This is a genomic window from Amycolatopsis orientalis DSM 43388 (assembly GCF_000411975.1).
Taxonomy (GTDB): Bacteria; Actinomycetota; Actinomycetes; order Mycobacteriales; family Pseudonocardiaceae; genus Amycolatopsis; species Amycolatopsis orientalis_D.
This window is the reverse complement of the sequence record NZ_ASXG01000056.1, coordinates 16,331-28,515: the sequence shown is the minus strand read 5'-3', so window position 1 is coordinate 28,515 and position 12,185 is coordinate 16,331. Positions and strand designations below refer to the sequence as shown.

Sequence of the window (12,185 nt, the reverse complement as noted above, 5' to 3'; positions counted from 1 at the left end):
ACCCGGGTGCGTCACATGCCGAGAGACACAAACTGTGTCACATCAGCTGCGACTCAACACGGAAGCTGCTTCCGTCAGGGTTCCCCTCACGAACCGCTATCCGGTGTATCGGCGCGCGTCCGACTTTCGCTGCGGTTCTTCCAGCAGCCGCAGTCCGTGCTCGACTTCGGGCGGTACCACGGACCGCTCGCGGAGCACCCACGGCAGGCCGCGCAGGCATTCCGCGACCGCGGCGAGCGTCGTCCGGTCCCGGGGTGCGGAAGCCAGCACCGCGGCGCCCCGGCGGACCACCGAACTCCACGGGCGGCGCAACATCAACGTCCACAAGGTGTTCCGGATCCCGAGCCCCCGCCGCCGGCGCGGATCGCGCAGTTTCGAAGGGGCGTGGTGGATCACGACGTCCTCCCGCCAGCACATCCGCCAGCCGAGCGCGGCGAGGTCGAGCGCGAGCAGTTCCTCCTCGCCGCCGAGCCACATCCGCGGCGAGAAGCCGCCGACGTCGTGGAAAGCCCGCACCCGGAACATCGTCAGCCCGGCCATCACCCCGAGCAGCGCGGGGCCGGGCAGCCAGTCCGGGCCGGGCACCGGCGAGTACCGCATCTCCGGCGTGATCGGGTCCTCCCGCAGCTCCGGTTCGACCAGGCAGCGGCCGGTGACCGAACCGAGGCCGGGATGCGCGTCCAGCACGTCGGCGGCGCGGGCGAGGGAACCCGGCTGCCAGGTGGTGTCATCGTCGCAGAACGCCACGTACGGCGTGGTCACCTCGCGCACCGCGAGGTTGCGGCCGACCGCGCCGAGGTTCCGGTCGAGCTTGATCAGCCGCAGCTGCGGGAAGTCGTGCGCGACGAGGTCGGCGGTGCCGTCGGAAGAAGCGTTGTCCACCACCCAAACCGGCGGTCGCTCCGGCAGCGCGACCAGGTGCTTCAAGGTTTCCCGCAGCTGGTCGCGGCGGTTGTGCGTGATCACCACGACGGACGTCCGGTCCATGGTCATCCCTCCGTGAGCCGGGCTTGGCGTTCGATCGCGGCGGGCAGCACCCGGCGGACGGCCAGCGCCCGCGGCAGCCGGACCGCGGCGGCGGCCAGCGCGGCGAGCAGGCCCGGTTGCCGCCGGGCCCGGGCGAGCAGCCGGCGCAGCTGTGCCGCGCAGACGTCGGCCGGTCGTCGTTGCCAGCCGATGAGCAGCTGGTTGCGTGCCTCGGCGCGCTGCCGCCAGCCCGGCGACGGGCGGGACGGCGACGGGTGGTGGTGCGCGACCACGTCTTTCGCGTAACAGAGTTGCCAGCCCGCCGCGGCGAGGTCGTAGGACAGCAGTTGTTCCTCGGCGCCGAAATGCAGCATCGGGTCGAATCCGCCGACCTGCAGGAAGGCTGACCGCCGGACGATCGCGGAACAGGCCAGGAAGCCCAGCACGAGCGGACCGGGCGCGTCCGGCGGAGTGCCCAGCGGGCTGTGTTCCAGGGCCGGGGTGAGGGGATCTTCGCGTTCTTCCGGGCCGACCAGCGTCCGTCCGGCGAGGAGGCCGAGCCGGGGGTGCGTGTCGAAGAGCTGCTCGGCACGGCGAAGCGCGTCAGGAGCCCACCAGGAATCGTCGTCGCTGAACGCCACGTACGGCGTCCGCGCCGCGATGACGCCCTGACTGCGTGCGGTGGCCCCGTGATTGCGCGGGCTCCGGATGACCCGGACGCGCTCGAACGAGGCGGCGACCTCGGCGGTGTGATCCGTCGAGCCGTTGTCCAGCACGATCACCGGCGGCAGTGTGTCCATTGTGGACAATTGGCCGAGCGTGCGCGCCAGCTCGTCGGCGCGGTCGCGGGTGGCGACGACGACGGTGGTCCGGCTCACGGCGTTTCCTCCAGTGCACCGACGAGTTCGGCCAGCGGTCCGGGAAACGGGTGTTCGGCGGCGGCGCGGGCGCGGGCTTCCGCCGAGCAGCACCACTCGAACCACGTGTCGAGGTCCGCCCGGGTGGCGCTCGCGGGCAGGACGGCGGGCCAGCGCAGCGCGGCCGCCTGCGCGGTGACCTTGCCGCCGTGCGCGACCGGGTCGACGGCGAGCACCGGGACCCCGGCCTTCAACCCGAGGGCCAGCCCGTGCAGCCGGGTGCTGACCACCACGTCCAGCCGGGACAGCGTGCTGAGGAACTGGTCCGGCGTCGCGCAGTGCCGCCAGTCGTCGGTGGCGAGGCGGGTGTCGAGCGGGACGCGGCCGCAGTCGAGGTCGCGCAGCCATTCGGCGAGCGTCGCGTGCACCGTGTCGTGCCGCCGGTCCGCGCCGTACTCGGGCTGGCCCGGCGCGAGCACCACGCCGACCACCGGCGGCGTTTCGACCCAGGAGGCGAAAGACAGGTCGGCGGCGCAGGCGTCGCCGTCGTCCCGGGGGAGAACCACGTCGAACCCGGTGACCGCGGGGTCCGCCGGATCGGGCACGGACACGCCGATCGCCAGCCGCCGGCACCGCGGGTAGCGCTGGTGCAGTTCCCGCAGTTGCGTGCCGCGCAATGGCCCGCAGGCGAAGACGACGTGGGTGAAGGCGTCCGGCGGGGCGTCGTCGAAATGCGGGCCCTCGGGGTGGAATGCCGGGCTCCACACGGTCAGGTGGTCGACCCCGGACTGGGTCAGCACATCGCTCACCGCGCGCAGGCTCAGCACGTCGCCCGCGGTGGCCTCGCCGTGCCGGAAGCTCGCCCAGCCGGTCAGGAGTACTCGCATGCCCGGCGGTTACCCGGCAGTCCCGGGGGTTAACGCGGCGCTGCGCGGGTATCCGGCGCGGCATGGTTTTCTCCCACGCGGTAGTCACCGGCGGAGCCGGATTCGTAGGCGCGCGGCTGTGCGCGAAACTGCTCGAAGCGGGCGCGCGGGTGACCGCGGTGGACAATCTCGCGACGGCCCGCCCCGGCGCGCTGGACGCGCTCGCCGGACATCCGCGGTTCCAGTTGCTGGAGCACGACGTGACCAAGCCGATCCCGGTGCCCGGGGCCGTCGACGTCGTGTTCCACCTGGCTTCTCCAGCGTCTCCCCGGGACTATCTGCGGCTGCCGCTCGAGACGCTGCGCGTGGGGTCGGCCGGCACCGAGAACGCCCTCGCCGCGGCGCGCGGGGCTCGGTTCGTTCTCGCGTCGACCAGCGAGGTGTACGGCGATCCGCTGGAGCATCCGCAGCGGGAAAGCTATTGGGGCAACGTGAATCCGATCGGTCCGCGCAGCGTGTACGACGAGGCCAAGCGTTACGCGGAGGCGCTCACCAGCGCGATGCGGCGCACCGAGGGCGCGAACACCGGGATCGCGCGGATCTTCAACACCTACGGGCCCGGAATGCGAGCCGGCGACGGGCGGATGGTGCCGTCCTTCATCGCCAAGGCGCTGGCGGGCGAACCGCTCACCGTCGAAGGAAGCGGGCGGCAGACGCGGTCGTTGTGTTTCGTGGACGACACGGTCGAGGGGTTGCTCGCGCTGGCGCGGTCCGGCCATTCCGGACCGGTGAACCTCGGGAATCCGGACGAACTTCCGGTGCGCGAGATCGCGGAACGGGTGATCGCGATCACCGGGTCGGCGTCGGGGATCGTGCACGTCGACGCTGCGGTGGACGATCCGCAGCGGCGGTGTCCGGATATTTCGCTGGCGCGCCGGGCGCTCGGGTGGCGGCCGCGCGTTCCGGCCGGGGAGGGCTTGCGGCGGACGGCGGAGTGGTTCGCCGGGCGCCGGGCGGCGGCCGCGTGAGGCAGGCCCCGGAGGGTTCGCTGGGTGGCCGGGCCGCTGCGGGAAAGGGAGAGTCGCTTCGCGGAGTAGCGACGTCCTGGGCTTTTCCGGCTGATTCGTTTATCCCCGACTTCGCCGGGTAGTGCTCCCGGGACAGCGGACCGGACGGGTCCGCGCCGGAGCCAGAAGGGGTGAGCGGGTGCGCTTCCTGGGAATCAACGCGGTGTTCCACGACCCCGCCGCCGCGCTCGTCGTCGACGGCCGGATCGTGGCGGCGGCCGAGGAAGAGCGGTTCAGCCGGCGCAAGCACGGCAAGCAGGCGGTGCCGTTCTCGGCGTGGGAACAGCCGGGGCGGGCGGCGCGCTGGTGCCTGGAGCGGGCCGGGCTGACCGCGGCCGACCTCGACGCGGTCGGGTTTTCCTACGATCCGGACCTGGTCGAGCCCGGCCTCGCCGGCCACGACCCGAGCGGCGAGGAACTGCGGACCGAATTCGCCCGCCGCGCCCCGAAATTCCTCGCCAGCGAACTGCCCGGGCTGGACCAGAAGAAGGTCCGGTTCGTCCGGCACCACGTCGCGCACGCCGCGTCGGCCGCGCTCGCCGCGCCGCTGGGCGACTCCGCGGTGCTGGTCGCGGACGGACGCGGCGAAAGCACGTCGTACCTGGCCGGCGAGTACCGCGACGGGCGGTTCAAAGAGCTTGCCGCGCAAAAGCTTCCGCATTCGCTCGGGCTGTTCTACGAGGACCTCACCGAACATCTGGGGTTCGCCCGGTCGAGCGACGAATACAAAGTCATGGCGTTGGCGTCCTACGGCGGCCCGGTGCATCTGGACTATCTCCGGGAGCGCGTCTACGCGACCGGCGACGGGGGATTCCGCACCGAGCTGATCGACTGGTCCGCCCTCGCGCCGCAGTGCTCTCCGGGCGAGGAACCGGCGCAGCGGCACGCTGATCTCGCGTCCAGTGTCCAAACAGTACTGGAAGAAGTGCTCCTCGACCTCGCCGGATGGCTGCACGACCGGACTGGGCAGCGCACGTTGACCTTGGCCGGCGGCATCGCGCTCAATTGCGTGGCCAATACCCGGCTGCACGCGGAAGGCCCGTTCGAGTCCGTGTGGATCCAGCCCGCCGCCGGAGACGCCGGGACCGCCCTCGGTGCGGCGCTGCAGCTGGCGGCCGACGCCGGCGAACGGATCGAGCCGATGACCGGTGCCGCACTCGGTCGCGAGTGGACCGACGCCGAGCTGGAATCCGTTCTGCGGAAGGCGAAACTCGATTACGAGCGTCCGGACGACGTGTCGGACGCGGTGGCGGAGGCATTGGCGGACGACCAGATCGTGGCCTGGTTCCAAGGCCGCGCCGAGTTCGGCCCGCGGGCGCTCGGGCGCCGGTCGCTGCTCGCGCATCCCGGCCGCGCCGGGAACCTGGAGCGGCTCAACGACGTGAAGGGCCGCGAGCAGTTCCGCCCGGTGGCCCCGATGGTGCTCGCCGACCGCGCGGAGGAGATCTTCTCGCGCGGCCCGTTTCCCAGCCCCTACATGCTTTTCGTGCACGACGTCGCCGACGGGTGGCGCGCGCGGCTGCCCGCGGTGACCCATGTGGACGGCACCGCCCGGGTGCAGACCGTCGACCCGGCCGACGATCCGCGGACCGCGCGCGTGCTGTCCGGGTTCGCGGACCGGACCGGGCTTCCGGTGGTCGTCAACACCAGCCTGAATACCGCGGGGCGGCCGATGGTCGATTCTCCTCGCGACGCGTTGGAGTGTTTCGGTTCGGCTCCGGTGGACGTTCTGGCATTGGGACCGTTCGTGGTCCGGCGCCGCCGGAACCGCTGATTTTACGAGGAGGTGCCGGCATGGCAGACCACTTCGCCGACTTGTGTTCGGCCGCGCGGCGCATGCGGTTCGCCGCCCCGCGCATTGCCGCGTGGGGAGCTCATCTGGCCAGTGTTTTCGACAACGGCGGGCGGTTGCTCGCGTGCGGCAACGGCGGGAGCGCCGCCGAAGCCCAGCATCTGACCGGCGAACTGGTGGGCCGGTTCCGCCGCGAACGCCGCCCGCTGTCGGCGATCGCGTTGCACGCCGACACCTCGGCGCTGACCGCGATCGGCAACGACTACGACGAAGCCGAACTGTTCGCCCGCCAGGTCCGCGCACACGGACGGCCCGGCGACGTGCTCGTCTGCCTGTCCACCAGCGGCACCAGCCAGAACGTGGTGGCGGCGGCGAAGGCGGCCCAGGAAATCGGCGTGGCCACCTGGGCGTTCACCGGCCCGGCTCCGAACCCGCTCGCCGCGCTCTGCGACGACGCGGTGGCGGTCGACGCGCCGAGCGTGGCCACCGTGCAGGAATTGCACTTGGCGTTGGTGCACGCGCTGTGCGAAGCCTTGGACGACGCTCTCGGGGTGCCCGCGTGAAGCCGCTGGCAGTGGTCGGCGACGTGTTCCTCGACGTGGACGCCGAAGGGGTCGCGGAGCGGCTCTGCCCGGACGCGCCGGTCCCGGTGGTCGACGTGACCAGCCGGTGGCTGCGCGCCGGCGGAGCGGGTCTCGCCGCGGTCCTGGCGGCCCGGTCGGCGGCCGAGGTGGTTCTCGTGGCCGCGCTCGGCGACGACCCTTCCGCCCGTACTCTCGCCGGGTTGCTCGAACCGGAAGTGACGCTCGTGCCGATCCCGCTGGAAGGGAGCACGGTGTCGAAGACCAGGGTCCGCGCGGCCGGGCAATCGTTGGTGCGCTTGGACTCCGGCGAGGGAACCGCGTCCGCCGACGGCTTGCCGGAACGGGCGGAGCAGGCGTTGCGCGGGGCAGGGGCGATCCTGGTGGCCGACTACGGCCGGGGGGTCACGAGGAACCCGCGGCTGCGGGAGGTGCTGACCGAACTGGCGGCCCGGATTCCGGTGGTGTGGGACCCGCATCCGCGCGGCGCCGAGCCGGTGCCGGGGACGCGGCTGGTCACGCCCAACGCCAGCGAGGCTTCCGCGGTGGTCCCGGACGCGCTCGAGATGCCCGGTCTGCTGCGGAAACGCTGGAACGCGGACGCGATCGCGGTGACTGTCGGTTCCCGCGGCGCGCTGGTGGACGACGGCGAGTCCGTACGCCGGATTTCCGTGCCGGAGGGCGCACAGGTCAGCGGAAGCGCGACCGACACCTGCGGCGCGGGGGACCGGTTCGCGGCGGCTGCCGCGGCCGGATTGCTCGCCGGTGCGTCGGTTGCCGAGGCGGTGCGGGTCGCGGTCGAGGCGGCAGCTCGGTTCGTCGCCGCGGGCGGTGCGAGCGCACTGTCGGTCAAGGAGGCTCCCGCCGTGGAGTCCATTAAGGACTCGGCCGGGCCGGATTTCGCCGCGAGCAACGCTTTCGCGGTTGCGGAACGGGTCCGCGCGGCGGGCGGGCGGCTAGTCGCCACCGGGGGTTGTTTCGACCTGCTGCACCCTGGGCACGTCAGCCTGCTGCGCCAGGCGCGCGCCCTCGGCGACGCACTCGTGGTATGCGTGAATTCGGACAGTTCCGTGCGCCGGTTGAAAGGACCGGGACGTCCGCTGCTGTCCGCGCAGGACCGCGCTCGTCTGCTGACCGCGCTGTCCGCGGTGGACGCGGTGGCGATCTTCGAGGAATCGTCCCCGGTCGCGATCCTGGAACGGCTGCGGCCGGACGTCTGGGTGAAGGGCGGCGATTACGCCGAGGCGGAGCTGCCCGAACGGACGGTGGTCGAGCGGTACAGCGGCGAAGTCGTGCTCGTGCCGACCCTGCCCGGCTATTCGACGACGAGGCTGGTCGCCGCCGCGGCCGGCCAGTGAAAGCTTCGAGGGAGTCTGATGCGTTCTCTGGGCAATGTCCTGATCACCGGCGGCGCGTCCGGTCTCGGCGCCGCGACGGCCGAGGCGGTCCGCGCGGAAGGCGGCACCCCGTGGGTGCTGGACCGCGCGCGGCCCGCGGATGGAGTGGAATGCGTGCAGGTCGACCTCGCGGACTCGGCTGCCGCCGAGGAAGCCGTCCGCGAGGTGGCCGAAAGAGCGGGCGGGCTCGACGGGGTGGTGACCGCGGCCGGGATCGACGCGTGCGGTCCGCTCGGCGAGGTCCCGGCGAAGGACTGGGAACGGGTCGTGCACGTGAACCTCCTCGGCACAGTCGCCGTGGTGCGGGCCGCGCTGCCGTACCTGGAGCAGTCGCACGGCCGGATCGTCACCGTGTCCTCGACGCTCGGCATCAAGGCGGTCAGCGACGCGACCGCGTACTGCGCTTCGAAATTCGGCGTCGTCGGGTTCACGCGCGCGCTCGCGGCGGAGCTGGCCGGCCGGGTCGGGGTGACGCTGCTCGTGCCCGGCGGGATGTGGACCCGGTTCTTCGACGACCGCACGGAACAGTACCGGCCGCCCGCGGACGCGAAGCTGAACCGGCCGGAGCACGTCGCCGGGACGATCGCGTTCGCGCTCGGCCAGCCGCCGGACGCGGAGGTGCGGGAGCTGGTGGTGTGCGCGTCGGAGGAGGGGTCGTGGCCATGAGCCGGCCCGGAGCCGCCGCGCCTGCCGGGCGCTGTGCCGTAGAGAATCCCGCGCCGGCGGAAGGGATCCGGCCATGACCGTGCTCGCGTTGCGCGCCCTCGGCATCGGCGACCTGCTCACCGCGGTCCCGGCGCTGCGCGGCCTGCGCCAAGCGCATCCCGGCGAACGCCTCGTGCTGGCCGCGCCGGAATGGCTGCGGGACCTGGCCGAGCTGGTCGACGCGGTCGACGAGCTGCTGCCCACTCCCGGGCTCGGCGCACTGGACTGGCCGGGCCCGCCGCCGCGGCTGGCGGTGAATCTGCACGGCAACGGCCCGGAGAGCATCCGCGACCTGATGGCCGTCCTGCCGGACACCCTGCTCACCCACCGGAACCCGGCGGTCCCGGAGATCCCCGGCCTCGACTGGACGCCGGGCATCCACGAGGTCGACCGCTGGTGCCGCCTGGTCGAGTACGGCCAATGCCCGGCCGACCGCCGGGACCTGCGGATCTCCCCGCCGCCCGGGCCGAGTCCCGCGCCGGGGGCCGTCGTCGTGCACCCGGGTGCGGCGTTCCCGGCGCGCCGCTGGCCGCCGGAGAGGTTCGCGGAGGTGGCGCGCGACCTGGCCGCCGCCGGACAGCGGGTGGCAATCACCGGTGCGGCGGCCGAACGCGAGCTGGCGGAGGAAGTCGCGGGCCGGGCCGGGCTGGGCCCGGACGCGGTGCTCGCCGGGCGGACCGGACTGGCCGAGCTGGCCGCGCTGGTCGCGGAAGCGGTGTTGGTGGTGTGCGGGGACACCGGAGTCGGCCACCTCGCGACCGCGTTCGGCACGCCGTCCGTCTTGCTGTTCGGCCCGACGCCGCCCCGGTGCTGGGGCCCGCCGCCGGACGCTCCGCAGCACGTCGTGCTGTGGGTGGGCGACGTCGGCGACCCGCACGGGACGGAACCCGACTCCGGATTGCTGCTGCTGAGCACGGACCGGGTGCTGGCGGCGGCTCAGTCGGTGCTGCGGCAGGGGGTGTCGCATGGCTGAACGGATCGGCGTGCTCGGCGCGGGCTACGTCGGGCTCACCACCGCGTCCTGTTTCGCCGCGATGGGCCATCGAGTGTCCACTGTAGACATTGACGAGACCAAGGTTTCCCGGCTGCGGGCCGGGGAAGTCGACCTCGCCGAACCGGGGCTGGCGGAACTGGTCGCCGAAGGACTGCGGGAGGGCACCCTGGCCTTCTCCGTGGAGTACGCCGCCGTCGCCGGATCGACGATGGTGTTCCTGTGCCTGCCGACCCCGCCGGGCGAGGACGGCACCCCGGACCTGCGCGCGCTCCGCAGCGCACTCGGCGACCTCGGCCGGGTGCTCGCGCCGGGCACGGTGGTGGTGACGAAGTCGACCGTGCCGGTCGGGACCGCACGGCGGATCCCGGAGTACCTCGGCCGCGCTGACCTTCCGGTGGTCAGCAACCCGGAATTCCTGCGCGAAGGTCATGTCGTGCACGATTTCCGGTGCCCGGACCGGGTCGTCGTCGGCGCGGATCCGCCGGATTCGCCCGCCGCGGACCGGGTCGCGCAGCTCTACGCGCCGACCGAAGCCCGGGTCGTGCGCACGAGCAGCGCGAGCGCCGAGCTGGCCAAGTACGCCAGCAACGGCTTCCTCGCGGTGAAGGCGTCGTACGCGAACACCCTCGCCGAACTGTGCGAGCAGTTCGACGCGGACGTGCGCGACGTGTCCGCGGTGATGGGCCTCGACCCGCGGATCGGCCCGCATTTCCTGGCGCCCGGCCCGGGCTGGGGCGGGTCCTGCCTGCCGAAGGACGCCAGCGCGCTGCTGCGGGCGGCCGATTCGGCGGGCGTCGAGTTCGGCCTGCTGCGCGACGCGGTGCGGGTGAACGCCCGGCAGCGCACGCGGATGGTCCGCGCGATCCGGACGGCGGCGACCGGGCGTCCGGACGGTTCGCTGGACGGCGTCCGGATCGGCGTGCTCGGGCTGGCGTTCAAGGCCGGCACCGGCGACGTGCGCGATTCCCCGGCGGTCGCGGTCGTGACCGACCTGGTCCGCCGCGGCGCCGAGGTCACCGCGCACGACCCGGCCGTTCAGTCCGAACTGGACGGAGCGACCGTCGTGGACGATCCCTATCTGGTCGCGAAAGACGCGGCCGCGCTGGCCGTGCTCACCGAATGGCCGGAGTTCCGCGGCCTCGACTGGCGGCGGCTCGCCGAGGCGGCCGACCGGCCGGTCGTGGTCGACACCCGCAATCTGCTCGATCCGACCGTGCTCGCCGAGGCCGGGTTCTCCCGGATCGGCGTCGGCACTCCCGTGGAGGTACCCGATGCGTGTTCTCGCCCTAGGCTGCACCCTCAAGCGCTCGCCGGACCGCTCCAGCAGCGACCTGATCGCCCGGCAGCTGCTCGACCTGTTCGCGCAGCGGGGGGCGACCGGCGAACTGGTCCGGGTGGTCGACCATGACGTGCGCCCGGGCGTCGTCGCCGACGCGGGCGACGGCGACGAATGGCCGGAGATCCGGCGCAAGGTGGCCGCCGCGGACATCGTGCTGATCTCGACGCCGACCTGGGTCGGGCACATGTCGAGCATCGCGCAGCGAGTGGTGGAACGGCTGAACGCCGAACAGTCCGAGACCGACGACGAGGGCCGGCCGGGGATGTTCGGCAAGGTCGGGGTCGTGGCGGTGGTCGGCAACGAGGACGGGGCGCACAAGATCACCGCGGACCTTTTCCAGTCGCTCAACGACATCGGCTTCACTATCCCGGCCCAGGGCGGCACGTACTGGAACGGCGAAGCCATGCGGGGCGGCGATTACCAGGACCTGGACGAGACCCCGGAGGCAGTCGCTTCGACGAACGCGACGCTGGTCCGGAACGCGGTGCATCTGGCGGAGCTGCTGGGGAAGCAGCAGTACCCGGCTTCGTGACGCTGCTCCTCGGCCGGGAAACAGCCCGGCCGAGGGGTTCACGGCCGCTGCCCGGCCCCGGTCGCGATCTCGTGCCCGCGATGCCCGTCCGGGGCCAGCGGCGGGGTGTCTCCGCCCTCGCCGCGGCGGAGCCCGTGCAGGAATTCCCGTATCGTCGCCTCCGCGGACCACCGCGGCTGCCACTCCAATTCGGACCGCGCTCGGGTCGTGTCCATCACCGGCAGCCGCAGCACCGTGTCGAACAGCCCGGGCGTCGCGGGCACCAGACGCATCCGCCAAGCGGCCGCGAGCGCGGGCTTGACCAGTCCCGCGGGGACCGGCACTCGCCGCGCCCGCAGGATCCGCGCCAGCAACCGCGGGTCGACCACCGGATCGGCGGCGATGTTGAACGCCCCCGACACCGGTCGCCCGACGCAGCGGCAGAGGGCGTCGGCGAGATCGTCGGCGTGCACGACCTGGAACCGCAAGCCGGGGATGTCCGGCACGACGGGCACCAGACCCGGCCGGAGAAGACTGCCGGGCACGAACGGCCCGGCGAACAACCGCCGCTGCTCGGTCGACGCGGCGCGCTGGAAGACGAAGCCGGGCCGGACCCGCACCACCCGGAGATCCGGATGCTTCTGTTCGAAGGAGTCCAGAAGCCGCTCCACATAAGCCTTTTCGCGCGGGTACGCGGCACCTGGCCAGCCATGCGTCGGGTAGTCCTCGGTGACCGGGCGGTCGTGCGAAGCGGGGGAGTAGGCCCCGACCGAGGACACCACCACCAGCGTCGACACTCCCGCGACCGCGGCGGCCTCGAACAGCCGGAGCGAGCCGCGGACGTTCGCCTCCCACGTGATGTCCGGGCGATGGGTCGGCTGGAAAAGCCACGCCAGGTGCACGACGGTGTCGACGTCGCGCAGCGCTGGCGTCAGATCGTCGTGCGCCACGTCGACGCCGACGTACTCCGTCTTCGGCGGCGGAATGCCCGCCGGACGTCGTTCGAGGCCGGTGATCGCCTCGACCTCGGGTTCGGCTGCGAGGGCGCGCACTGTCGCGGTGCCGATGTTGCCGGTGGCGCCGGTCACTGCGATCCGCCGGGAAGTCATC

12 protein-coding genes are annotated in these 12,185 nt (G+C 72.8%); 8 read left to right on the top strand and 4 right to left on the bottom strand.

Translation table 11 applies throughout. The annotated features are described in order from the left end of the window. Positions 1-96: 96 nt before the first annotated feature. From L942_RS09615 to L942_RS09605, 3 genes are read right to left on the bottom strand one after another with little or no spacing between them, the layout of a single operon-like run. Positions 97-987: a glycosyltransferase family 2 protein gene (locus L942_RS09615; RefSeq protein ID WP_037357716.1), complete on the bottom strand. Its 891-nt coding sequence runs from the start codon at positions 985-987 to the stop codon at positions 97-99. A gap of 2 nt (positions 988-989) precedes the next feature. Beyond that, positions 990-1,844 carry a glycosyltransferase family 2 protein gene (locus tag L942_RS09610; RefSeq protein ID WP_037357714.1) on the bottom strand — a complete coding sequence of 285 codons (855 nt, stop codon included), beginning with the start codon at positions 1,842-1,844 and terminating at the stop codon, positions 990-992. After that, positions 1,841-2,710 carry a polysaccharide pyruvyl transferase family protein gene (locus L942_RS09605; RefSeq protein WP_037357713.1) on the bottom strand — a complete coding sequence of 290 codons (870 nt, stop codon included), beginning with the start codon at positions 2,708-2,710 and terminating at the stop codon, positions 1,841-1,843. The genes L942_RS09610 and L942_RS09605 overlap by 4 nt, the downstream gene beginning before the upstream one ends. Positions 2,711-2,772: 62 nt before the next feature. Here L942_RS09605 and L942_RS09600 point away from each other — a divergent pair, with 62 nt between their 5' ends. From L942_RS09600 to L942_RS09565, 8 genes are all read left to right on the top strand, one after another. Then, positions 2,773-3,717: an NAD-dependent epimerase/dehydratase family protein gene (locus tag L942_RS09600; protein ID WP_037357710.1), complete on the top strand. Its 945-nt coding sequence runs from the start codon at positions 2,773-2,775 to the stop codon at positions 3,715-3,717. Between the two features lie 178 nt (positions 3,718-3,895). Beyond that, on the top strand, positions 3,896-5,530 hold the full coding sequence (locus L942_RS09595; protein ID WP_037357707.1) for a carbamoyltransferase family protein: 1,635 nt from the start codon (positions 3,896-3,898) through the stop codon (positions 5,528-5,530). Between the two features lie 20 nt (positions 5,531-5,550). Next, positions 5,551-6,111, top strand: coding sequence for a D-sedoheptulose-7-phosphate isomerase (locus tag L942_RS09590; protein ID WP_037357704.1), 561 nt, complete (start codon positions 5,551-5,553; stop codon positions 6,109-6,111). Then, the gene (locus tag L942_RS09585) at positions 6,108-7,487 is read left to right on the top strand and encodes a PfkB family carbohydrate kinase (protein WP_037357701.1); all 1,380 of its coding nucleotides are present in this window, start codon (positions 6,108-6,110) and stop codon (positions 7,485-7,487) included. The genes L942_RS09590 and L942_RS09585 overlap by 4 nt, the downstream gene beginning before the upstream one ends. An 18-nt stretch (positions 7,488-7,505) precedes the next feature. Then, entirely contained in the window at positions 7,506-8,192 is a 687-nt protein-coding gene (locus L942_RS09580; RefSeq protein ID WP_037357699.1) for an SDR family oxidoreductase, read from the top strand. A 73-nt stretch (positions 8,193-8,265) separates the two neighbouring features. Then, the gene (locus tag L942_RS09575; RefSeq protein ID WP_037357696.1) at positions 8,266-9,204 is read left to right on the top strand and encodes a glycosyltransferase family 9 protein; all 939 of its coding nucleotides are present in this window, start codon (positions 8,266-8,268) and stop codon (positions 9,202-9,204) included. Beyond that, the gene (locus L942_RS09570) at positions 9,197-10,633 is read left to right on the top strand and encodes a UDP-glucose dehydrogenase family protein (protein ID WP_081655009.1); all 1,437 of its coding nucleotides are present in this window, start codon (positions 9,197-9,199) and stop codon (positions 10,631-10,633) included. Before L942_RS09575 ends, L942_RS09570 begins: the two co-directional genes overlap by 8 nt. Then, entirely contained in the window at positions 10,557-11,096 is a 540-nt protein-coding gene (locus L942_RS09565; RefSeq protein WP_235079001.1) for a flavodoxin family protein, read from the top strand. Before L942_RS09570 ends, L942_RS09565 begins: the two co-directional genes overlap by 77 nt. Positions 11,097-11,134: 38 nt before the next feature. Here the strand turns inward: L942_RS09565 and L942_RS09560 are convergent, their stop codons facing one another. Next, a complete protein-coding gene (locus L942_RS09560) occupies positions 11,135-12,184 on the bottom strand; it encodes an NAD-dependent epimerase/dehydratase family protein (RefSeq protein ID WP_037357692.1) in 1,050 nt (349 codons plus the stop codon). Between the last annotated feature and the right edge of the window lies 1 nt (position 12,185).

Excerpts from the sequence above, each read along its gene's own strand:
- L942_RS09615 (WP_037357716.1), bottom strand. The coding sequence starts at position 987 with ATGGACCGGACGTCCGTCGTGGTGATCACGCACAACCGCCGCGACCAG.
- L942_RS09605 (WP_037357713.1), bottom strand. The coding sequence starts at position 2,710 with ATGCGAGTACTCCTGACCGGCTGGGCGAGCTTCCGGCACGGCGAGGCC.
- L942_RS09600 (WP_037357710.1), top strand. The coding sequence starts at position 2,773 with ATGGTTTTCTCCCACGCGGTAGTCACCGGCGGAGCCGGATTCGTAGGC.
- L942_RS09590 (WP_037357704.1), top strand. The coding sequence starts at position 5,551 with ATGGCAGACCACTTCGCCGACTTGTGTTCGGCCGCGCGGCGCATGCGG.
- L942_RS09580 (WP_037357699.1), top strand. The coding sequence starts at position 7,506 with ATGCGTTCTCTGGGCAATGTCCTGATCACCGGCGGCGCGTCCGGTCTC.
- L942_RS09575 (WP_037357696.1), top strand. The coding sequence starts at position 8,266 with ATGACCGTGCTCGCGTTGCGCGCCCTCGGCATCGGCGACCTGCTCACC.
- L942_RS09570 (WP_081655009.1), top strand. The coding sequence starts at position 9,197 with ATGGCTGAACGGATCGGCGTGCTCGGCGCGGGCTACGTCGGGCTCACC.
- L942_RS09560 (WP_037357692.1), bottom strand. The coding sequence starts at position 12,184 with ATGACTTCCCGGCGGATCGCAGTGACCGGCGCCACCGGCAACATCGGC.